Below are 20,747 nucleotides of genomic sequence, written 5' to 3'. Positions count from 1 at the left end.
TAGAAAGGAGGAGGTGCCTTGGGATGGCTAAATTTATTCAAGCGAGAAGTTCCGGAACCAAGTTTTGAATTTGATGAGCTGGAGCGGATCTTTGGAAATCTGCAACTAAAGAGCCTGTCGATTGACAAGGCTGCTGAGTTCGTGGCCCGCATCTTTGCGAGATCTGAGTTCAAATTCATCGATAATGGGAAAAAGAAGGCTACTGATTGGGATTATCTGCTAAATGTAAGGCCCAATAAAAATGAATCAGCTTCTGAGTTTTGGCAAAAGGCGGTTTATCGCTTATTAACCAAAAACGAAGTACTAATTTTCTTGTCGAATGATGATCAGTTATTGATTGCTGACTCGTACATCCGACAGAAATATGCTGTGTTCGATGATACATTCACATCTGTGAGTTGTCAAAATTATACTTTCCAGAAACCATTCAAGATGAATGAAGTCATTTTCTTGCAATACAACAACAATCGTCTTCAAGAATATTTCACTCAACTCTTTAACGATTATGAAAAACTACACACCCGACTAGTCGAAGCACTTGCACGAAACAATCAGATTCGTGGAGTACTCAGCACTAGAACGAATGCAAGTTTTGACGAATCAAAACGAGAAAAGATGCAACGATATGCAGACGGCCTCTTTAAATCATTTACGACAAAGACAGTAGCGATTGTCCCAGCTCAAGAGGGAATGGAATACTCTGAGCTGACAAACACTACTGGTACATCAAATCTATCCGTAGATGAACTCAAGAAGCTGCGTAGGCAATTCGATGATGAGGTTGCCGACATCTTAGGGATTCCCACTGCGCTGATGCATGGGGACATGGCTAATCTGGAAAATAGTCAGAAGATGTTTAATAGCTATTGCTACCAGTCGCTTGTGAAGAAAATGAGCGATGGTTTGAACTTTGCTTTGCTCAGCAAAAGTGAATACAAAGACAATAAGCGCCTTGTCATTGTTGGTGAAGGGCAAAGAGATAAATTCTCGCTTGCTCAAAGTATTGACAAGCTGATTTCTTCTGGCTCCATGCTTATCAATGAGGTCCGTGAGGAACTTGGTCTTGAAGCTGTACCGTGGGGCGACAAGCCTCTGATCACTAAGAATTATCAACTTGGTGAGGATGTAGAGAAGGGAGGTGAGAAAGAAGATGAAAGTGATTCCGATTAAAGGAACAATCGTGTCAAACGATGATGTCTGGCTTTATGATTGGTTTGGTTGGGACTGTACCGCTCCTAAAAATGTAGTATTACCGGAAACTGGTGAGGACATTGAAGTTCACATCAATTCAGGGGGAGGAGATGTATATGCAGGTAGCGAAATCTATACTGCATTACGGGCCTACTCAGGGAAAGTAGTTGTTAAAATCGTGGGAATTGCTGCAAGCGCAGCGAGCGTTATCGCAATGGCTGGTGATGTAGTAGAAATTAGCCCTACTGCTCAAATCATGATCCACAACGTGTCATCACGAGTTGACGGAGACCACAACACTCTACTTCATGAAGCTGGAGTACTTGAAGGTTTTAATAAATCAATCGCAAATGCTTATGTTGATAAGACTGGGAAAGCGTTGGATGATTTATTGGATCTGATGAACAAGACTACCTGGTTCGATGCTGAATCAGCAGTAAATCAAGGTTTTGCCGACAGAATCATGTTTGCTGGAGAAATTGCTCCTACGTTTGCTGCAAGCGAAACTCCAATGATCCCACATGATTTTATTGACAAAATGAAGTCAGCAATGACCCCTGATGTTGATAAAATTGCTGAGCTGGTAGCTAATAAGCTGGAAGCTCGACAGATTGCAGAAGAGACTTTTGAAAATAGTGAATTTGTAAAGAAAAGATTCACCCTACCAGAAGGTCCAGAAAATAACACAAACGAGGCTGTACCGAAAGGGTTCAGTCTTTTTGCATTTTAGAAAGGAAAAATACAATGACAATGAAATTATCTAACAAATTCAACGAAATTCGTCAGAACTTCTTGAACGCTGTAGCAAATGGCGCACCTCAAGAAGAACAAGCGAAGCTCTACAATGAAATGATCGAGTCGATGACTAACGAAATGATGGAGCAAGCTCGCCATGCTGCCCATGAGGAAGTTTCAGCAATGAATCCTTATGATGCTAAATTGACTGCCGAAGCTCGTGAATTCTTCAACGACATCGACAAAACTGCTCCTGTAGGAGTAGAAAAACTCTTCCCACAAGAAACCATTGACCGTATCTTTGACGATATGGTAAAATCTCGCCCACTCTTGCAACACATTGGCTTGCGCAATGCTGGCATCCGCCTTAAATTCCTCAAATCGACTCAAACTGGTACAGCTCTTTGGGGCAAGATCAATGGTGAAATTCAAGGTCAACTGAAACAAGACTTCAACGAAGAAGAAGCGATCCAAAACAAATTGACTGCATTTGTAGTCATTCCTAAAGACTCTGAAAAATTCGGTCCAGCTTGGTTGCAATCATTCGTATCCGCTCAAATCACAGAAGCGTTCGCTGCTGCTTTGGAAGCTGCCTTCTTGAACGGTGACGGAGACGGCAAGCCCATCGGTCTTTCTCGTACCCTCACTGGAACTGCAGCTGGCAATAAAACAACTTTTGCAGAAAAAGAGGCCCAAACTACAAACCTTACATTTGCTGACTCTGCGACAGTTGTCAAAGAATTGACTACGGTGTACAAACATCACTCTGTTAAGTCTGACGGTAACCCAGTGGCAGTTGAAGGAAATGTCGTGATGGTAGTCAACCCAGCGGATGCATGGGATGTCAAGAAACAATACACTTCCTTGAACGCTCAAGGAACATATGTAACTGCAATGCCGTACAACTTGATCTTGGTTGAATCAGTTGCTCAAACCGCTGGTAAAGTGACTACATTTGTAAAAGGTCGCTACGATGCATTTGTAGGTGGTGGAATCGAGTTTGGTCGCTTTACTGAGACTTACGCTCTCGAAGATTTGAACCTCTACACTGCTAAGCAATTTGCTTACGGTAAGGCTCACGATGAAAAGACTGCTGCTGTCTGGGTATTGAAAATTAAATAATAGGTGGTGACACCGAATGGAAGAAACGAAACAACTTCATCCGCTTCTGGGAGCATTCAAGGAGCGGATGAAAATCTTTCATGATGCAGAAGATGGGAATCTTTCAAGGATGTTAGTTTCATCCGAAAAAGCGATTCTCGATTTAACAGGAGCTTTTGATTTGTCAGATTCTCGCACTGAAGAGCTTGTCTTGGAACGTGCAAGATATCTGTACAATGATCAGGTCGAGTTTTTCTTTGCAAATTTTCAAGGAGAACTCCTTGAGTTATCACTTCAAAACCACCCAATAGGAGGAAAAGAGTGCTAGAAACAATCCAAGATTTCTTTGACTTGAAAGAAAATGTTGTCCGACACGTTGGAGACATTTTTGAAGTTGATGATGATCGAAAAAACGAATTGATGAAGAAATTACCTGATTTTGTTAAAGAATACGATTTAGTAGCTTCGGAAAATCTAAACGAAGATGTAGTTGCGGAAGATGAATAAGCCTGAGTTTAAATACAAGAAACCAGAAACCAATACAAGTGAATTAAGAACTCCAGTAGAGTTTTATAACTCAAAAGTACTTAAAGGATTAGATGGCCGGGATGTGAGTTTTGAGAAAGTATTTTATACATTCGCAAAAATCTACTCACCTAGTTTAAAGGATATCGAAATTTCAACAGGTAAATCAATGACTGCAAAGATGACCCTGAAAATAAGAGATCCTTTGACAAGCTATCAACCTGATAATAAGCATTTTGTACAAGTAAATGATCACCGATTAGAAAATAAAAAATGGCAGATCATTGACGTTCGTCCCGATTATGACAACCGTGATTATTTAATTGTTGTTATTGGTGGATCAAATGACTAGTGGCGCTACATTAAGAGGTTTCGATGAAGTCATCCGGAATTTAGAAGCAAAGCTTGGCGATGCGAAAGTGAGAAGGTCTGTGAATAGAGCTTTGAAAGGGGCAGCAACTGAAACACTTGAAGACTTTAAAGTCGCCCTACAAGTTTTTAAAGATACCGGAGAAACAATTGAAAGCGCAACAGTTGGAAATGTAACGGGTGCTTTTGAAGGAGTGCCAATGGTTAAGCTTGGTTTTGGCGCTGGATCACGTTGGCGGTTGGAGCATTTGAACGAATTTGGATATGCCAAAAAGGCCCACCCAAGGGGATTCGGTGTTATCCGAAGATTTTCAGAAGCCAACAAAGAAAAATTTAAATATAGGTTAGCAACTAAATTGAAAGGAGAAGGGCTTGGATGATTAAAGACAAGATATCAGAAATATATGATGCTCTGATGAGCGATGAGGAACTTTCTAAGATCACTATCAAATCATTTGAGCGTCCTGAAACCTTACCAACAGATCAGACGAGTATTGTTATTATCCCACTAGGGCCACCTATCCAAAGTGACCAGGGAAGTAATACGAGCTTTTCAAAAACATTTCTTTATCAAATCAACGTTGAATCGATTAACCGAATTGAATGCAAAAAATTGCAAGGGTTAGTCGAAAAGGTGATGGAATCGCAAGGATTCTACCAAATTGCTGGGGGTCTAGATGAATGGATCCCTGAAATCAAACGCTATGCAGATGCCAGAACTTACAAAGGGAAGAGCAAGCTGTATGACGATTATTAGAAAGGAAATTTAATATGACACAACAAAAACAAGGAACTGCTACAGTTGGTTTTAAAAGCCTTACAGTTCGAATTTTGGATGGGAATCAAACCATCACAGAGGGAGAAAACCTCTTTATCATCCAAGGTAAAAAAGGAGAAGGTGCAACTCAAACCGCAAAAATCTCCGGTCTTGCTGTTGACCCTACAAAAACATTCGGAAGCAACATCGCTTACCATGTAAACAACCGTGGGGTTGGAGATGTCAAAGTAGATCTTGGTCTCTTGGACATTCCAGTAGCGCTTTACATTAAAGCTCTCGGCTATGAAAACGATGATGACATCCTTGACTTTGGGGCTGACACAGTTTCAAAAGATGTCGCTATCTTGCTCGAATCAAACACTCCAGATGGTGGTGGAGCTTACTATGGATTCTACAAAGGAAATCTGTCAATGGATGCAATCGATCTTAACACGATCAAAGATAAAGCTGATGAGCTTGCTACTACAGATGTATCATTCGCTGCAGGCGCAAGCACTGATGAGCAAACCAAGAACAAGTACGGTACAATGTACTTTGGTAGCGATGAAGCAAAAATCAAGAAATTGAAAGCAAAACTCGGTATGGCATCAGCAGGATAATAATTGGGGCATTCAGCCCCTTTATTTATCTTTATATCGTTGTAAACCTTTACAATTATTGATATAATAAGTTGTGGAGGTTTTGTTATGAAAAATAAGAAAAATACAGTTTTAATAACATTAACAATTATGATCACTCTAGTTTCCATTGTACTTGCTATTATGCTCGTAAATTCCAACAATCAACTTTCTAAGACACACAAGGAATTAGAGAGCGTAAAGGAAGAGAAGGACAGAGCTGTCATGGTAAAAGATAAGCTCTCTACATACGTATCAAACGTAGATCACGATTTATTTCTGGAAGCAAATGATTTCGTTCTTGGAATGAATTCATTGACTAGCTACAAATTTGGGGACGGAGTTCTTTTCGACAAAACTCAAATCACAATCAACGAACCAAAAAAGCAAACGTCTGGCATGCTGGCTATGGAACATGATTCAAACAGCTTTATACCAGTCACAGTAACGCTAGCCATTACAAACAATGATTCTTCGAACATTGAAATCAATCCAGGTAAAATACTTGTAAGTGATGATAAAGGGAATTATCTTGCATACGATTCTGTAATCACTAATGACGACACTGTTGCAGTCCAATCTAAAAAAAGTGTTGTGATTAGAGCTGGAGGAAAGGCAACTATCGCAATAGTCTATGCAATGAACAAAGATAATTCCAATAATGATGTTAATAAAATTGAATTTTTAAATAAAATTTGGACAAAATGAAATAAGCACCATTCGGTGCTTTTTTAATTATAGAAAGGCAAACAATGTCAAAAATTACATTTACCATGAAGAATGATGCTGGAGAAGATGTACTATACTCTAGTAAAGAAATTACTACTCGTGATTATCGTGATTACCTTGTACTAAACGACTCACTCACATCAGATAAGACAGAAGTTGAAAAATTGGATCAACAATTAGGCTTCATTGCGTCACTATTTGAAAATGTGACAGTAGAGCAATTGCTAGAACATACTGATTTCGCAAAAATCATTGAAGTGTTCACTGAAATCTATGCTCATCTTGTGGGTGATGTAGACCCAAAGGGGAAAAAATAGATCCTAAAAACGCATTAAAACGTTTCTACAAATTCGTTAAGGAAGTTGCTGATGGACCATATAACATGAATGTCCATGATGTGATGGAATTAAGCTGGGAAGATCTGATCGGAATTATTGATCTTGATAAAGATCAAACCGAAAATGCGTCTTTAGATCTGGCTGACATTTTTGGAGAAATGGAAGCATAAAGCCTCTTTGGGCTTTTTTGTTTGTAAAAGGAGGAAAAATGGCAGGTGGAACGCCACTAGGACAAATGTATATAGAACTAGGGCTGGACGTGTCAAAGTTCAATCCTAGCTTAACAAGTGCAAAGAACGCTGTGAAGTATTTCCAAAATAATGTCAAAGCGCTCGATAGCACATTGAAAAACAATGGTAAGAGTACAGAACTCCTAAAAGCAAAATATAAGTCTTTAGGACAGGCCATTGAAGCGCAAAAAAAAGTACTCGATCAGATGAAGCAGAACTTCGATAAACTTGATCCTGGATCTGCTAAATTTGACAAAGCCGCTGCTGATATTGAGCGAGAAAATGCAAAATTATCAGCAATGGAAGGACAACTCTACAAAGTAGAGCAAGCCTTGAAAGCTGTTGGACGTGAAAATAGCTTTTCAGGTAAAATGGAAGCCCTTGGGAAGAATTTGGTTAAAAGTGGAGACAATATCCAAAAATTTGGAAAAAATGTCTCTGACTTTGGAGGGACACTAACCAAAGGAGTAACAGCTCCATTGATTGCAAGTGCTGGATTTGCCTTAAAAGCTGCAATCGACTATGAAACTGCATTTGCAGGAGTCAAAAAGACTGTAGATGGAACACCGCAACAGTTCGATAAACTATCTGCTAGTATTCGTGAGATGGCAAAAGAAATGCCATCAAGTGCAGTTGAAATTGCAAACGTTGCGGAAGCAGCTGGACAATTAGGGGTACCAATTGGAGCAATCAAGGACTTTTCTAAGACCATGATCAATCTTGGTGTCTCTACAAACTTAAGTTCTGAAGAAGCAGCATCATCAATTGCTAAAATCGGGAATATCATGCAAGTTTCTGGGAAAGATCTGGGTACCTGGTCTGCGCATTTTGGATCAGCAGTAGTAGATCTTGGCAACCATTTTGCCACAACAGAGCGTGATATTGTCGAAATGACCAACCGTTTGGCAGCAGGCGGTAAGCTAGCTGGTTTGACTACACCAGAAATTCTTGGTCTTGCGACTGCGATGAGTAGTGTAGGTATCGAAGCAGAAGCAGGGGGAACTGCGATGAACCAGACCCTTACTGGTATCGGTAAGGCAGTAGCTGGTGTTGGTAAAGGTGCGAAAGAGAAATTAGAAGTGATCGCACAAACTGCAGGAATGACGGCAGAGCAATTCTCTACAGCTTGGAAACAAAAACCAGCAGATGCATTGCAAGCCTTTATTAAAGGTCTACAACGTGCACACGATGAAGGCAAGAATATGGACGGTATTCTTGATGAACTTGAAATGACAGGTATTCGTCAAGGTAATATGCTGAAATCTCTTGCATCTGCATCGGATAAGATGGGAGACGCTGTCCGTAGGTCAAATAGTGCGTGGAAAGAAAATACAGCTCTCACAAACGAAGCTAAGAAACGTTACGAGACAACAGAATCCCAGTTGAAGATCTTTAAGAACCAGGTGACTGATCTGGCAATTGAATTTGGTGGTCCATTGTTAAAAGCTATGAATTCAGGTTTGCAGGCTGTGAAACCATGGATTTCAAAACTGGCTGACATGGCCAAGGCTTTTAGTGAAATGAGCGAGTCTCAACAGCAAAATATCATTAAATGGGGATTGCTTGCAGCAGGCGCAGGTCCAGCCTTATCAATCCTTGGCAAAGGTATCGGAGTTATCGGAGGAATCACTAAAGGTATCGGCTTCCTCACTCAAGGTATTGGTAAAGTCGGTGGTGGGCTTTCTGTATTAGGCAAGACATTCCAACTATTTAAACAAGGTAGCAGTCTTTCTTCTGCATTTAAAACTGCAACAACCGGAATCACTGCAACTAGCACTGCTGCAGAAGGTGCAGTAGCTTCTACTGGTCTATTAGCAAAAGGGATCGCACTGCTTGGGAACCCTGTCACCTGGGGAGTCCTAATAGGCGGTGTTGCTGTTGGTGTGATTGCTACAGTAGCAAAAGAAATGGCAGACGCAAACGAACGCACTCAAACGTGGGGTACAAGCGTAAGCAAGCTACAAGACCAAGAATTATCACGGTTAAAATCCAAAGTCGATGAAGTGCATCAAGCTACCGTAGGCTTTGGGCAAGGTGGCGCACAAGCGGTTGAAAATGTACGTAAGAGTGTGCAAGGGCTTGCCGATGATATCCAGAAAGCGATTGACAAAGACCTTGAGAAAACTCTTAAAGGGCTTGAAAAGGTTGGTGCGAATGAAACAATCCAAAAACGTGCTGTAGCGCAAGCAGAACAGCAAAAGAAAAACATCCAGTCGATGACAGATGAGATTGTACAGATTTATCAAAATGCATCTGACCAACACAGAAAGATTACTCGCGAAGAACAAGCGATTATTTCTGACTACGAAAATCAATTTATTGATAAGCAATTGTCATTGCAGAAGTATTCTGCCGATGAACGTACCGCAATTGTGAAAGCCATGAATGGCCAGATCAGTGATCTGAATGAAACGCAGTTACGTAAAGGTACAGGAGTCGTAGCTAAATGGCTCAAAGAGGAACAGAAACTCTACGATGAGCAAGTGACTGCATTGAAAGATGCTCACGAAAAGGGAATTTATAGCCAGTCCGAATACAATAAGGAAATGGAAAAATTAAATGCCCAACACAAGACCAAAATGGAAGCCTATGGCCGTGAGTATGCAGAACTTCAAAAAGAGTGGAGTAAGAAAGTACCTCTTAACTTCGGTAACGATGAACAACGTAAGATGTACTTTGACCAGATGCGCAAGGATTGGGCAGAGCTTGGACTTGATTATGACAAGATGATGGCCAAGGCAGACCAATTTGCTGACATCGTAGGTCGTTCATCTGGTATGGTCGCTAAAAGCGTACAAAATATGTCGCAGGAGACCAAAGATGCTAACAACCTATGGAATGGATTGGTATTTGATCCTAAGACTGGGCAAGTCAAAACCAATGCACAAGAGGAAGTAACTAAAGCACTCCAAGCCGAAAATGGCTGGGAGAATATGCAGTTTATCCTCAAGCACGCAAACCTTGAGACTAACGCTAAGATGACGATCGGACAAGCGCTGGTTGAGGTTGGTAAGTGGGATAGTTTAACCCCACAAGAAAAAGAACTTGTGGTCGGCAACAATCAAGGTATGCAAGCCATCCTTGATAATAAAACATTGTTAGAACAATACAATGCTATGCCAGCGGAAGTTAAAGAACTCTTAATGAAGAATACTGACTTCTTATCATCTGGTGAACGTGCTACTGCGATCATTGAACGCTGGAACACACTCACACCAGAGCAGAAAGAACTGATCTTAAAGGACGCTGCTAGCGATAAGGCTGAACGTGTACGGCTTGCAGTTGACTCTTTAACTGGTATGGCTCACGTAGTCAATTTAGATGCAGAAGATAAGACCAAGAGTGCTATTGCTAGTGCGGTGTCTGGTATTTTAACACTACCTACCGACCACAAGACTGATCTGATCGCAACACCAGACGGTGTGACACTTGGAACTAACCAAGCAATGGGCGCTTTAGGATTGTATAACGGATTTGCTGTACCTACGAAACAAATCACTGCTGATCCAAATAATGCAACTAATGCAGCTGGCCAAGCAATTGCCAAACAGCTAGAGTGGAATAATACTCCATCACCAGTCAAGAAACAGTTAGGTGATCCAACGGGTGCTATTACTGCAGCAAAACAAGCTGTCGAAAATCAAAACGCTTGGAACGCTACACCAAGCCCAACTAAGCCTATAACAGGCGATAGCACTAGTGCGGTTAATGCTGCGAACAGTGCTACCAATGCTATCAATGGCATCCCAACAAGTCACCACACGACTATCACAGCTACAGAAGTAGTAAATAAAGTAGTTAACTCATTCTCCCGTGTTTTTGGATCAAGACACGAAAAAGGTACGAACTTCCACGAAGGTGGACTCGCAATGGTCAATGACCAGCGGAATGCGGTCTATAAAGAAATGGTAACTTTACCAGATGGAAGCTCGTTTATACCAGATGGACGGGATGTTGTCCTCAACCTGCCTCGTGGATCAAAAGTATTGCGAGCTGATAGAACTAAGCGACTGATGAAAAATCTTGGCTTCCCAAGATATGCAACAGGGGTCGGAATTCCGGAAGATGCCAAATTCTTGCGAGAAATGAAAAATGCAAGCCAGCAATTTTTATTTAAAGAAACATCCACAGGAAACAGCTACACTGGTGAAAATATCGTTGATGAGATCGCAATTCTGAGAGCAAGTTTAGAAAAGATCCTTACTGCTATCCTTGAAAAACCGTCAGAAACCTATCTGGACGGTGATGTTTTAGCACAAAACAGCTATCAAAGATATTCTAAAATCATGGCTAGGGAGGGAATCTAATGTTTAACATGATTATAAATGGATTTGACACTGGATCAATCCCAAACTGCTATGTGACGGATTTCGGAGAAGACCAGACGGCCACACCAAGGGTCGAATCAAATACAATTTACGGAGCTAACGGAGATTACAATCTTTATGATGGAGCTTATGACGGGTACGATAAGACAGTAAGTCTATACGTTGTCAAAACAAGCGAAATCGAAATGATTGTCAATCAATTCAAACCAGAGGAAAATAAAATAGAGTTTAGTCACCGACCAGGCTCTATTTTTTATGCCGATTTTCAAAGCGCATCATTTAAGCAAAATGGTTTGCATGCGTGGACTTTAGAAATCAAGTTAAAGATGCATCCATTCCGCTACTTAAATAATGATGCCGTAGTCACTTTGACAGGTAACGGCACAGTAAACAATCCAGGAACGGTATATTCTGAACCAGTTATCACAATTGAAGGCAATGGAGATGTATCTCTCACTATCGGGAAGCAAACCATGCAACTCACGATTGATACAAAAGCAACAATTGACTGCCGTCATAAAAAACAAAATGTCTATGACAAAAATGGAAATCTGAAAAATACATTGAGAAAAAGAGGTGGTTTCTTCGAAATTGCTCCAGGAATGTCTGGTATTGCAGTTTCAGGTACCGTCTCAAAAGTCACAATAAAAGGAAATTGGAGGTATAAAGTATGATCTATCTGCAAGAGGGTAACTTCCCTCTTAATGAAGCATTTAGCTCTGAAATTGTCCAGGAAGCTAACAGCACCTATCAACTTACCTTTAAATTTCCAACCTCAGACCCCAAATGGGCATTGTTAACCCCAGAAACAGAATTAGTTGCTGATGACTTGCACGGAGAACAGTACTTTAGTATCTTCGAAGTCGAAAAGCAACACGGATATGTCACTGTATATGCCAATCAAGTAGCAACATTACTTAATGGATATTCCATCAACAAGATCAATGTCGATCGAGTGAATGGAGCAACTGTGATGAATGCGCTTGTTGCCGGATTTAAACGAGAAACACCATTCACATTTTTTTCCGATGTGATGTCAAAACACACCCTCAATCTTAAAGATATCTCAGCGATGGAAGCCTTGGCCAAAGACAAGCATTCCATCGTTGGGCAGTGGGGTGGAGATCTTGTCCGGGATAAGTACAGTGTCCGATTGCTAGAAAATGGTGGAATCGAAAACGAATCATTGTTTGCCTACAAGAAAAACATGAAGTCGTTTCAAGAATCGAAATCCACTAAAGAGTTGAGAACACGGATCCATTTTAAAAAGGTCATCGAAGCGCATGAGGAAGGAAAGAAAGATCAGATCCTAACCGTGACCATTGATAGCCAACTGATTAATAAATACAAGCATATCTACGAAGCAGATATGGAAGTACAAGATCAGGATGTAGTGGATCAAAAAACACTTGAGGAATACGGCAAGCGCTATTTCCGTGAAACTCTGTGTGACATGATCGAAGAAAGCCTTGAGATTGATGTTGTAGGCCAGGCAGATCAACCAGTACACATGTTCGATATCGTGAGCATCTTCCACGAGAGCTACGATGTCGATTTGCGAAAAAAGATCACGAAATACAAGTTTAATCCAATGAGCAACAAACTTGTCAGCATCGGATTTGGCGAAGTTGCTAGAACTTTAGCAGACTCTATCTCAGGAATGGTCAATGACTCCGTTGACAAGAAAATGAAGTCTTATGATGCAGAATATGAAGCGAAAGTGCAGAAGCTTGTAGATAATGCTAATGCTGAGTATGACAAGCAAGCGAAAGAGCTGGAACATAAAATCACAGACGGGATTGAGCAAGCCAAAGCACAAGCTGAAGTGGTCAAGCAGGAAATTTCGGCTAAAGTAACTGAGAAAATCAATGCAGCAAACCAAGCAAACAAAAATGAAATTGTAGAAGAGTTCAGGGCTCGATACAATGGCATTGAAGTCAAGATGCAAGGACTGAAAGCTACTACTGATCAATTAAAAACCAGTGATGCAGACATCCAGAAGCTGATCAATGATTTCAAAACTCAAACGCAAAGCCAATTTGTCGGTGTCCAAGGCGCTCAATCACGCTTTGAGCAGACGACTGAGAAAGCCATATCTGACCTGATCAATGTAGCCAATGGCAAAGCAGATCGCTCTTATGTCGAGCAGACGGTGAATGGAATTAAAGAGCAACTTACCTCTTCGACAATCGGTGGGCCTAACTTAATTCGTGATACTGCTTATAAAGAAGGTACGAAATATTTTGGTAGCAATGGGATTGCAAAAATAGGAAACCATCCATTCTATTTTAACGGCTCAAAACCAATACTTATTTTCTCTAATAATGACCAAACCGAAAAAGTAATAAGTTCTAACCGGTTCTTATTAGAAAAAAATACAGATTATACCCTTAATTTTAGGGGTTTTAATAATTCGGCTTTGACGTCCTATGATGTCTTTATCTTTGGCCGTCGTAACGGTGAAACCCAAGGCTTCACCATTGTCAAACAGTTGATTAATGGTAAAAAATTAAGCACTAGTGAACTAGAAAGTGTATCAGTCCAATTTAATTCCGGAGATATTGATAATGCCTATTTACGTTTTGATAATAACGGAACAAATGGCGGTCAATCTGATTTATATATTGCAGAAATTGACCTTTATAAAGGGACTCAAAAAAGGCCGTGGCAACCAGCACTTGAAGATCAAGAATATTTAGTAACACAGGCTCAAGCTACTTTTGAAAGAACTATCCAAGGTCTCTCGACCCAATTAACACAACTAGAGAGCAAAGCTGGTCCAAATGGCGAACTTGAACAGCGCATGCAGACCTACTCTGAGAAGGCTGCAGTTGATGCCCTGAAAGCAACAAGGCAGATTCTAGAGCAAGGCTACATAGCAAAAGCTAAATATGATGAAGATGTAGCTGGAATCAATCGAAGATTTGAAAGTGTTGCGACAGATACAACACCAGACAATCTTATCAGATTTGCGGACACATTAACTGAATACAGTGTATCCAATAATAATAATAATAATAGGCTTTCAAGGTCGGAAGACGGAATCTTCAAAATGAAAATTGATGGGTCTCCGTCCACAACATGGCTAGGACCTTGCTTCCCAATCTATATTGATCGTATTTTGCAAGGTGATGTATACTCTATCGCATTTGATTACATGATCAAATCTAGTGTAGAGGTAGACAAAGGACTAGCATTTGCATTAAAAAACCATTCAAACAATACTGCCATATTTGCTCAAGGTTTTGCTGACAAAAATACACCGAAAGATAGGTGGATTCGAGCAGAATTCCATTTCACTGCCAATCGTGATTTTGAGTTTAACAAAACAGGTAATTTCCCATTCTACATCTATGCTATCAATAACGGAGAGTTTTGGGTACGGAATCCAATTTTAGTCCGTGGATCTAAGATCCCAGCATTTAGGCCCAGCCCACTGGATAAAGCTGGCACTTCAGAGGCTAAAATTGAGTCTAAGATTGCTGAATACAGACAGACGGTGGATGGACAGTTTACAACAATCACAAACCAAATTGGTGATATGTTGAGAAAAACGGATATCCAAATCACACCAAGTCAAATTTCCTTTGGCACTGGAAAGAGCATCAACGGGAGAACAATCAGTTCCTTAATGGTACAAGAGCCAGAATCCATTGCCTTGATCGCTCAATTGATTAAAGTTAAGGGTGACATGGTAGTTGATGGATCCATTTTGGGCCGTCATATCGCAAGCGAGAGCGTGGAAACTGGGCACATGAAGGCTGGATCGGTTACTACACCGGTTTTAGCTAGTAATGCAGTAACAGCAGACAAGCTACAAGTTGATTATGCTTTGATTCAGAAATTGCTCGCAAATCAAGCGTTTATCAGAGAATTAATGGCCCAAAAAGCCTTTATTACGCAATTAGCTTCGATTGATATTTCTGCTGAACACGTCAAAGGTGGAAGGCTAAGTGCAAACACTGGATCAACAGTTTTCGACTTGGATAACGGAACGCTGAATCTATACTCAAATACAGGCACAATTCGAAGGATTGACGATACAAACTCATCTCAATTTATAAAATTGACGAAGAGCGGATTTATCGCAGAGCAATTTCGTGATTCTAATGCAGCCTTGATGGTAATCGGGACGAATCATAATAAAGATCCAAAAGAGGTAGAACGACACGACAATGAAACATTTGCTGGTATTCGGCTCTGGTCAGGTAAAGGGAACGGTAAAGAAGAAAGCCTTACAGAATTCGTGGGTGACCGTGTACTTATCTATAATAACGGTCGTTATCGTAGTCCTTGGAACTTCCACGGAAATACAAATGACGGTAATGCCTATTTGATACCGATGAACCAAAATAATGTCAAGCACTACATTGGCCGTGGGGACTTCTTTGTTGAGGGTATTTACTCACGGCATTTTTATATGAGTGGTGGACGAGATATAGGTCAGTATCTCTGGGATCTCCTGACCTGCTTTGGTATCATGAAACGTTATGGACAGATTAGTGGAGCTGCCGGCAATCACGTACAGGGTGTGCTTGATAAATATGGATTTAGATAAGAGGTAATTAATGAACGAAAATAATTATGTAGCAATCATCACGGAACTAGCAAACCAACTAGCTAGTAAGTCAATCAATGAGGCTGAATTTAAGGTTCGTCTCACCGAATCACAACAACTTGTAGCTCAACTCGCTCAGGAAGTTGAAAGCTATCGCTCTGTCCTAGAGTCTGACAAAGATTTGAAGGACCTGTTTGAAGAAATTAAAAGCAAAAACGAGGTAACTAAATAATGGATTACAAAGTACAATTTAAATCATACGATGCAGTAGCTAACACTACTAAGGTAGCAATCAAGCAAGACTTCCCGTACCGTGTCTTTGAGGAAATTTTGCCAACAAACCGCATGACCGAAGATGATGCGACATTGGTCGAAGCAGTGCTAAATATTGTGCGCATGGAGCTTGATACATCTGGCGCAGTCGTGGCAATCAAGAAAGAGTTAGACAAATCTGTCGAAGCTAACAATGATGCTATTGCTAAGATTCAAGCCCTCACCAAGGATAACGAAGAAAAAGCGAACCAAATCCAGAAGATCAAAGAAGTGGCAGAATGGAACGTTTTGGCCCGTGTGACCGATGTTGACAACCCACTCGACCCAACTGTATTTAAGCGTGGTCTTGAACTTGTGGACCTTGGAGAAACCGGTAAGACTTATCAACCACAAGAAATCTTTACCATTGAAGATCCAAACCACACCGAAGCATTTGGAGAAGGTAAACGCATCATGATCCAAGTAAATGAGCCATTTACTTACCAAGGCGAAACCTTGGATCAATTAAACAGCCTTTACCAAAATGGTAAGATTGGCATTTGGAAGTGGACGAAACCAAAAGAAGAGAAGGAAGAGAAGCCGGGACAACCTTCTGGTGATCTTGAAACTCAACCAGTGGCGACAGCTACACCACAACCAGTACTTTAATTAGAGAGGGGCGTGATCTATGATCCACTTTACACCAGAAGATATCTCGATGATGGTCGGATTTGTCGGGATCTTACTTGGAATTTATGGAAATTTTAAAGGAAGTGTCGTGGCACAAGAAAAACGCATGGTCGTTATCGAGAAAGACATCGAAAACATGCGTGATTTTCGTCTAACGGCAGTAAGACGACTTGATAACCACGATGAACAAAATAAGTCTCTATTGATCCTCGCAGAGCAGGTCAAGGCCTTGAGCGAGGACATGAAAGAACTTAAAGCATTAATTCAAAACAAAAATAATTAATAAGAGGTAACACTATGAAAATCAACTGGAATGTACGTTTGAAAAATAAAAACTTTTGGCTTGCCCTTGTACCAGCCTTAGCCTTGCTATTCCAAGCATTCGCCGATATTTTTGGCATCAAATTGGAATTCGGGCAAACGATTGATAAAGTTCTTGTATTTATCAATGTGCTATTTGCCTTCCTTGTGCTTGTCGGGATTGTTAACGACCCAACTACCACAGGATTGAGTGATAGTACACGAGCATTAGGTTATGAAGAACCTAACCAAGATTAATATTTTCGTACTAGCGACTATCTTCTTTTGGATAGTCGCTTTTGATTTTAGAAAGGATTGAAAAAACATGAGTGTACAACAATCTATAGTTAACGGTTTTACAAGCCGTCGTGGGCTGATTACATATTCGATGTTAGGTTCTCGCAACGGTTCAGATGGGACAGGGGATTGCTCTGGTATCATGTCGCAAGTATTGAAAGAATCGGGTATCCCAATTCAAGGTTTGCCGTCAACAGTGACACTTGGACAGCAACTCGCAAATAACGGCTTCTATCGTGTGAGCCGTAACCAACCATGGGACGCTCAAATGGCCGATATTATTCTAATGTCATGGGGTGCTGATATGTCTTCATCTGGTGGCGCTGGTGGGCATGTCGGAGCGATGATCGATGATACATACTTCATTTCTTGCGACTATTCGACACAAGGAGCAGTCGGACAAGCTATCAATACCTATCCTTGGAACGACTACTACAGCTGGAATAAACCAGCTTATATCGAGGTTTGGCGATATGCTGATACGGCACCACAGACCAACAATCAAGCGAACACAGCCGTCCAACCGAAAGATAAGGCCTTTTACCAAGCAAACGAAGTTAAATACGTCAACGGTATCTGGCAGATCAAGTGTGATTACCTAGCACCAGTAGGCTTTGACTGGACCGAAAACGGTATTCCCGTGTCTTTGGTAAACTGGGTTGACAAGGATGGAAACAACTTGCCGGACGGTGCGGACAAAGACTTCAAAGCTGGAATGTTTTTCAGTTTTGAACTAGACGAAGCCCATATCACAGATACCGGCAAGGGCGGATATTATGGTGGTTACTATTGGCGCTTGTTTGAATTTGGCCAATTTGGACCAGTCTGGCTTTCGTGTTGGGACAAGGACGATTTGGTGAATTATTATAGCTGAGGTGGTGAATTATGCGCATTAATTCAACGAACCTAAAACAATTTGAAGGAGGGGCAGTCGTCAAGCAAGGCGACTCTGCCTCACTTTTTGGATATGAGCTACTGGACGAGCAAATGCGCCCTATTAGTGATCTAAACGGCAAAAATGCTACAATACGAATCTTTAATCAAAAAGGAAAGGCTACATTTGAGAGTACAGTAGATAATTCAAAAGTTACTTTTAAAATAAGCAAGCCCCTACCGATTGGATCTTATTTGGTAGAAGTCGTTTGTGACGGGTATATTTTCCCAAGTGACCGCTCGACACGTTTGGAAATCACACGTTCAGCAGACGAATTTACAAGCGTGGAAGTTCTTTCGCTTGTAAGAAACGATGTCAAGACTGAAATCGACAAGTACATTGCAGAACATCCAAATGGACCACAGACGGAAGAACTCCCAGATCTAACCGTACTATATAACCTAGCTAAAATTTAAAAGGAGAAATAAATGACTTTAAACACACAAAACCTCACACAATTTGCACAGGCCGTTGGTGCTGACGTAAAAGAAATCAAGACCACGCTTGCTAATAAAGCTGACAAGTCTGAGCTTGGTCAAGGCGGGATCACACAACAACAATTGGAAACAGCAATTCAAGGGGTGAAAACCGCAATCCTTGGCGAGGGTGTGCCAGAAGAACTTGACACTCTCAAAGAAATCGCAGACCGTATTGCTAACGGTGCAGGATCAGCAGATCAGGCTATCGTGTCTAAAATGACAGAGCTTGGTCAAAAATTTACTGACTTGGAAAATACCGATTTTGCACAGATTTATAATACCGCTAAAAATACCCTCTAAGGAGGTGAAGCATGGATAAACTAAAACAAGTTATTCAGGCGATTGGGGTTGATATAGGTGTGCTTCAAGGACAACAGACTTCATTTTTATCAACCTCTAAAGCATACGAACTATTTCCAACCTATACAACCTTGCAATCCCAGATGGCCAATAACATCAAAGACAAGCACCTTGAATTGGGTCTTGATGCATTGATTGATACAAAATTGGCAAATGGCGGTGATCCATTCGTAACACGCTCTAAAATCCCGACAATCGACACAAGCCAACTGGCCAGCAAAAACGATCTTGAGGAATTAAAGCGTTCGGTAGGATCTGGTGGCAGTGCTGGAACGGAATTAAAAGGTCAAGGCTTCCCGTATAATCTAAACGCTGACATCGGTACAATTTATACTGATACCACGGCTAAAAACGGAGCGGTGAAGTGGATCAAGAAAGGCTCCGGAACCGGCTCTAACGCTTGGTCGGTCTTGTTTGGAGATGTCAAAATTAAACCAAGAAATATCAACTCAAATCAAACTAATGCGTATGTCGAGTTTAGACGTATAAACTCCACGGTTGAGATCGGCTTTGGTGGCCTCTCTTGGGGTTGGTTTGGAATCGTGAGACGAGGTGCGCCCAGCTACGTTCCACAAGGCTCTGACCGTGAGCGAAACGTGGTGATCTTAAACGTCGGTGGTATACCCGTCGGTTTTCGTGCGACTAACTCAAAACTGGGTATTATGACAAATGACAAAGGCAAGCGCCTTGGCACTTTCTATCTAGGTGGGCCGGGTGACGGCAACCAGCTACGCTTACAATTCGATGACCCAGTGCCAACAGATCGTGATATCGGAGACTTGCGGTTTACTGATATGTCATATATCACAGATGACCCGTGGCCAGAAACTCTATAATACATAAGACACACACCCCCTCAATTCGAGGGGGCTTTTTTTATTGTGCTTATAACGGCAATTATTAAAATTGTCCGTTGTAACCTCAATCGAATGACTATGTTTTTTTGATTCTCTGCTATAAGCAATGGGTCTTTACATCAAAAAAAGTGATGATTAAATAACCATCACTTTTTGTTTTTTAACTGATTGGCGTATTCTGTCATTTTAATTGCGTGTTTCAAACGCATATTCATAATATCAGAAATACCATTCTTATATTTGTCTACAGCTTGGGTGGATAATCCACAATTTTTACTAATAGAATAGGCTGTGGCATTTTCTAGCAGCCATTTAATAGCATTGATATCAACTAACATATTTACCTCACAAAAAACCAAATGATCACTACGATCAACAGAAGCCCTAAAATAAACTCAAGTTTTTCTCTAGCTGTGGTTTTTTTAACATTAAATTTTACTTTCATCACGATACCTGTTATAATTAAAGCAAGCCCCACCAAGGGGCGGATAGTGATTGCTCACTATCCGAATTCGATGTGCCACTCAATGCTTATGATGAACAAGTTGATTTTGACTACTAGCTTATTCGTCTTAGCTTTGATTGGCTTTTTTCTTCGCCTTAACATTTATTTTTCCTTTCTTTAGTTTCCTTGTCTAAGGTTTCCTCCTTAACCTTATGTATATATTATACAACTAAAGTTGTATTAAATCAAGAGATTTTACTAACTTTTTTTAAAAAAATAAAAGATTTTTTCCTATTAAATAGCTTCATTCTATATCTCTTTTATAATTAAGCTTGAACTTTCTTGGAACCTATGCTAAACTAGTAATACAAATGATGAGCCGTGAAAGTTTTAGAAGTCAGTACCTAAAACAGACCCTAAAACCTAAAAACAGCTATATAATTGAGTTTTAGAAACTCCCACCGGCTCCATATTTTTATTCATGGAAGATTACTCAAGAGGCTTAAGAGGCCGTGTTGGAAACGCGGTAGGCGTGTAAAAGCGTGCGTGGGTTCGAATCCCATGTCTTCCGTTGTTGAGACATCATTGTGTAGCAGTGGTGTTTTTTTGTTCAAAAATGAGTCCTCGAAATAGA

Annotated in this window: 24 protein-coding genes and 1 tRNA gene; 24 read left to right on the top strand and 1 reads right to left on the bottom strand. The window is 40.8% G+C overall.

Annotated elements, in window-relative coordinates; genetic code table 11:
• Positions 1 to 18: 18 nt before the first annotated feature.
• The 23 genes from HMPREF2917_RS05180 to HMPREF2917_RS05075 all read left to right on the top strand — a co-directional run bounded on the left by HMPREF2917_RS05180 (position 19) and on the right by HMPREF2917_RS05075 (position 19,647).
• A complete protein-coding gene (locus HMPREF2917_RS05180; protein WP_049472230.1) occupies positions 19 to 1,170 on the top strand; it encodes a phage portal protein in 1,152 nt (383 codons plus the stop codon).
• A complete protein-coding gene (locus tag HMPREF2917_RS05175; protein ID WP_070589350.1) occupies positions 1,151 to 1,921 on the top strand; it encodes a head maturation protease, ClpP-related in 771 nt (256 codons plus the stop codon). Before HMPREF2917_RS05180 ends, HMPREF2917_RS05175 begins: the two co-directional genes overlap by 20 nt.
• A gap of 14 nt (positions 1,922 to 1,935) precedes the next feature.
• On the top strand, positions 1,936 to 3,048 hold the full coding sequence (locus tag HMPREF2917_RS05170; protein ID WP_070589348.1) for a phage major capsid protein: 1,113 nt from the start codon (positions 1,936 to 1,938) through the stop codon (positions 3,046 to 3,048).
• 16 nt (positions 3,049 to 3,064) lie between these two features.
• On the top strand, positions 3,065 to 3,355 hold the full coding sequence (locus tag HMPREF2917_RS05165) for a hypothetical protein (protein ID WP_070589346.1): 291 nt from the start codon (positions 3,065 to 3,067) through the stop codon (positions 3,353 to 3,355).
• Positions 3,349 to 3,534 (top strand): hypothetical protein, encoded by a 186-nt coding sequence (locus HMPREF2917_RS05160; protein ID WP_070589344.1) that lies wholly within the window; start codon positions 3,349 to 3,351, stop codon positions 3,532 to 3,534. The genes HMPREF2917_RS05165 and HMPREF2917_RS05160 overlap by 7 nt, the downstream gene beginning before the upstream one ends.
• Positions 3,527 to 3,904 carry a phage head-tail adapter protein gene (locus HMPREF2917_RS05155; RefSeq protein ID WP_070589342.1) on the top strand — a complete coding sequence of 126 codons (378 nt, stop codon included), beginning with the start codon at positions 3,527 to 3,529 and terminating at the stop codon, positions 3,902 to 3,904. The genes HMPREF2917_RS05160 and HMPREF2917_RS05155 overlap by 8 nt, the downstream gene beginning before the upstream one ends.
• On the top strand, positions 3,897 to 4,301 hold the full coding sequence (locus HMPREF2917_RS05150; RefSeq protein WP_070589340.1) for a hypothetical protein: 405 nt from the start codon (positions 3,897 to 3,899) through the stop codon (positions 4,299 to 4,301). Before HMPREF2917_RS05155 ends, HMPREF2917_RS05150 begins: the two co-directional genes overlap by 8 nt.
• On the top strand, positions 4,298 to 4,678 hold the full coding sequence (locus HMPREF2917_RS05145; RefSeq protein WP_070589338.1) for a hypothetical protein: 381 nt from the start codon (positions 4,298 to 4,300) through the stop codon (positions 4,676 to 4,678). Before HMPREF2917_RS05150 ends, HMPREF2917_RS05145 begins: the two co-directional genes overlap by 4 nt.
• 14 nt (positions 4,679 to 4,692) lie before the next feature.
• Positions 4,693 to 5,298 carry a major tail protein gene (locus tag HMPREF2917_RS05140; RefSeq protein WP_070589336.1) on the top strand — a complete coding sequence of 202 codons (606 nt, stop codon included), beginning with the start codon at positions 4,693 to 4,695 and terminating at the stop codon, positions 5,296 to 5,298.
• 87 nt (positions 5,299 to 5,385) lie between these two features.
• On the top strand, positions 5,386 to 6,024 hold the full coding sequence (locus HMPREF2917_RS05135; RefSeq protein ID WP_031575430.1) for a DUF4352 domain-containing protein: 639 nt from the start codon (positions 5,386 to 5,388) through the stop codon (positions 6,022 to 6,024).
• 44 nt (positions 6,025 to 6,068) lie between these two features.
• A complete protein-coding gene (gpG, locus tag HMPREF2917_RS05130; RefSeq protein WP_031575432.1) occupies positions 6,069 to 6,362 on the top strand; it encodes a phage tail assembly chaperone G in 294 nt (97 codons plus the stop codon).
• Positions 6,363 to 6,427: 65 nt separating this feature from the next.
• Positions 6,428 to 6,553, top strand: coding sequence for a hypothetical protein (locus tag HMPREF2917_RS11680; protein ID WP_009732632.1), 126 nt, complete (start codon positions 6,428 to 6,430; stop codon positions 6,551 to 6,553).
• 38 nt (positions 6,554 to 6,591) lie between these two features.
• The gene (locus tag HMPREF2917_RS05125) at positions 6,592 to 10,920 is read left to right on the top strand and encodes a phage tail tape measure protein (protein ID WP_070589334.1); all 4,329 of its coding nucleotides are present in this window, start codon (positions 6,592 to 6,594) and stop codon (positions 10,918 to 10,920) included.
• Positions 10,920 to 11,615 (top strand): phage tail family protein, encoded by a 696-nt coding sequence (locus tag HMPREF2917_RS05120; protein ID WP_031575440.1) that lies wholly within the window; start codon positions 10,920 to 10,922, stop codon positions 11,613 to 11,615. Before HMPREF2917_RS05125 ends, HMPREF2917_RS05120 begins: the two co-directional genes overlap by 1 nt.
• On the top strand, positions 11,612 to 15,499 hold the full coding sequence (locus tag HMPREF2917_RS05115; RefSeq protein ID WP_070589332.1) for a phage tail spike protein: 3,888 nt from the start codon (positions 11,612 to 11,614) through the stop codon (positions 15,497 to 15,499). The genes HMPREF2917_RS05120 and HMPREF2917_RS05115 overlap by 4 nt, the downstream gene beginning before the upstream one ends.
• A gap of 10 nt (positions 15,500 to 15,509) precedes the next feature.
• On the top strand, positions 15,510 to 15,731 hold the full coding sequence (locus HMPREF2917_RS05110; RefSeq protein WP_049488169.1) for a hypothetical protein: 222 nt from the start codon (positions 15,510 to 15,512) through the stop codon (positions 15,729 to 15,731).
• Complete coding sequence (locus tag HMPREF2917_RS05105; RefSeq protein ID WP_049488170.1) at positions 15,731 to 16,420, top strand: hypothetical protein; 690 nt, start codon at positions 15,731 to 15,733, stop codon at positions 16,418 to 16,420. Before HMPREF2917_RS05110 ends, HMPREF2917_RS05105 begins: the two co-directional genes overlap by 1 nt.
• 19 nt (positions 16,421 to 16,439) lie before the next feature.
• Positions 16,440 to 16,724 (top strand): DUF7365 family protein, encoded by a 285-nt coding sequence (locus tag HMPREF2917_RS05100; RefSeq protein ID WP_049472248.1) that lies wholly within the window; start codon positions 16,440 to 16,442, stop codon positions 16,722 to 16,724.
• A 14-nt stretch (positions 16,725 to 16,738) separates the two neighbouring features.
• A complete protein-coding gene (locus HMPREF2917_RS05095) occupies positions 16,739 to 16,999 on the top strand; it encodes a phage holin (protein ID WP_049488172.1) in 261 nt (86 codons plus the stop codon).
• Positions 17,000 to 17,066: 67 nt separating this feature from the next.
• Positions 17,067 to 17,912 (top strand): lytic exoenzyme target recognition domain-containing protein, encoded by an 846-nt coding sequence (locus HMPREF2917_RS05090; RefSeq protein ID WP_049488174.1) that lies wholly within the window; start codon positions 17,067 to 17,069, stop codon positions 17,910 to 17,912.
• A gap of 11 nt (positions 17,913 to 17,923) precedes the next feature.
• Positions 17,924 to 18,388: a peptidase associated/transthyretin-like domain-containing protein gene (locus HMPREF2917_RS05085; RefSeq protein ID WP_009732641.1), complete on the top strand. Its 465-nt coding sequence runs from the start codon at positions 17,924 to 17,926 to the stop codon at positions 18,386 to 18,388.
• 12 nt (positions 18,389 to 18,400) lie between these two features.
• Complete coding sequence (locus tag HMPREF2917_RS05080; RefSeq protein WP_009732642.1) at positions 18,401 to 18,751, top strand: hypothetical protein; 351 nt, start codon at positions 18,401 to 18,403, stop codon at positions 18,749 to 18,751.
• A gap of 11 nt (positions 18,752 to 18,762) precedes the next feature.
• Entirely contained in the window at positions 18,763 to 19,647 is an 885-nt protein-coding gene (locus HMPREF2917_RS05075; RefSeq protein ID WP_009732643.1) for a hypothetical protein, read from the top strand.
• A 167-nt stretch (positions 19,648 to 19,814) separates the two neighbouring features.
• Here the strand turns inward: HMPREF2917_RS05075 and HMPREF2917_RS05070 are convergent, their stop codons facing one another.
• Positions 19,815 to 20,006: a hypothetical protein gene (locus HMPREF2917_RS05070; protein ID WP_009732644.1), complete on the bottom strand. Its 192-nt coding sequence runs from the start codon at positions 20,004 to 20,006 to the stop codon at positions 19,815 to 19,817.
• A gap of 590 nt (positions 20,007 to 20,596) precedes the next feature.
• Here HMPREF2917_RS05070 and HMPREF2917_RS05065 point away from each other — a divergent pair.
• A tRNA-Ser gene (locus tag HMPREF2917_RS05065) sits at positions 20,597 to 20,684 on the top strand.
• Positions 20,685 to 20,747 lie beyond the last annotated feature (63 nt).

The organism is Streptococcus sp. HMSC061E03, from assembly GCF_001813505.1.
Classification (GTDB): domain Bacteria; phylum Bacillota; class Bacilli; order Lactobacillales; family Streptococcaceae; genus Streptococcus.
The sequence above is the reverse complement of the archived record's forward strand: the minus strand, read 5'-3'. Positions and strand labels throughout refer to the sequence as shown.

Coding starts and splice junctions, on each gene's coding strand:
- HMPREF2917_RS05120 (WP_031575440.1), top strand. CDS start 10,920: ATGTTTAACATGATTATAAATGGATTTGACACTGGATCAATCCCAAAC.
- HMPREF2917_RS11680 (WP_009732632.1), top strand. CDS start 6,428: ATGAATGTCCATGATGTGATGGAATTAAGCTGGGAAGATCTGATCGGA.
- HMPREF2917_RS05110 (WP_049488169.1), top strand. CDS start 15,510: ATGAACGAAAATAATTATGTAGCAATCATCACGGAACTAGCAAACCAA.
- HMPREF2917_RS05140 (WP_070589336.1), top strand. CDS start 4,693: ATGACACAACAAAAACAAGGAACTGCTACAGTTGGTTTTAAAAGCCTT.
- HMPREF2917_RS05170 (WP_070589348.1), top strand. CDS start 1,936: ATGACAATGAAATTATCTAACAAATTCAACGAAATTCGTCAGAACTTC.
- HMPREF2917_RS05100 (WP_049472248.1), top strand. CDS start 16,440: ATGATCCACTTTACACCAGAAGATATCTCGATGATGGTCGGATTTGTC.
- HMPREF2917_RS05115 (WP_070589332.1), top strand. CDS start 11,612: ATGATCTATCTGCAAGAGGGTAACTTCCCTCTTAATGAAGCATTTAGC.
- HMPREF2917_RS05150 (WP_070589340.1), top strand. CDS start 3,897: ATGACTAGTGGCGCTACATTAAGAGGTTTCGATGAAGTCATCCGGAAT.
- HMPREF2917_RS05075 (WP_009732643.1), top strand. CDS start 18,763: ATGGATAAACTAAAACAAGTTATTCAGGCGATTGGGGTTGATATAGGT.
- HMPREF2917_RS05145 (WP_070589338.1), top strand. CDS start 4,298: ATGATTAAAGACAAGATATCAGAAATATATGATGCTCTGATGAGCGAT.
- HMPREF2917_RS05125 (WP_070589334.1), top strand. CDS start 6,592: ATGGCAGGTGGAACGCCACTAGGACAAATGTATATAGAACTAGGGCTG.
- HMPREF2917_RS05135 (WP_031575430.1), top strand. CDS start 5,386: ATGAAAAATAAGAAAAATACAGTTTTAATAACATTAACAATTATGATC.
- HMPREF2917_RS05175 (WP_070589350.1), top strand. CDS start 1,151: ATGAAAGTGATTCCGATTAAAGGAACAATCGTGTCAAACGATGATGTC.
- HMPREF2917_RS05165 (WP_070589346.1), top strand. CDS start 3,065: ATGGAAGAAACGAAACAACTTCATCCGCTTCTGGGAGCATTCAAGGAG.
- HMPREF2917_RS05095 (WP_049488172.1), top strand. CDS start 16,739: ATGAAAATCAACTGGAATGTACGTTTGAAAAATAAAAACTTTTGGCTT.
- gpG (WP_031575432.1), top strand. CDS start 6,069: ATGTCAAAAATTACATTTACCATGAAGAATGATGCTGGAGAAGATGTA.
- HMPREF2917_RS05090 (WP_049488174.1), top strand. CDS start 17,067: ATGAGTGTACAACAATCTATAGTTAACGGTTTTACAAGCCGTCGTGGG.
- HMPREF2917_RS05105 (WP_049488170.1), top strand. CDS start 15,731: ATGGATTACAAAGTACAATTTAAATCATACGATGCAGTAGCTAACACT.
- HMPREF2917_RS05085 (WP_009732641.1), top strand. CDS start 17,924: ATGCGCATTAATTCAACGAACCTAAAACAATTTGAAGGAGGGGCAGTC.
- HMPREF2917_RS05155 (WP_070589342.1), top strand. CDS start 3,527: ATGAATAAGCCTGAGTTTAAATACAAGAAACCAGAAACCAATACAAGT.
- HMPREF2917_RS05080 (WP_009732642.1), top strand. CDS start 18,401: ATGACTTTAAACACACAAAACCTCACACAATTTGCACAGGCCGTTGGT.
- HMPREF2917_RS05070 (WP_009732644.1), bottom strand. CDS start 20,006: ATGTTAGTTGATATCAATGCTATTAAATGGCTGCTAGAAAATGCCACA.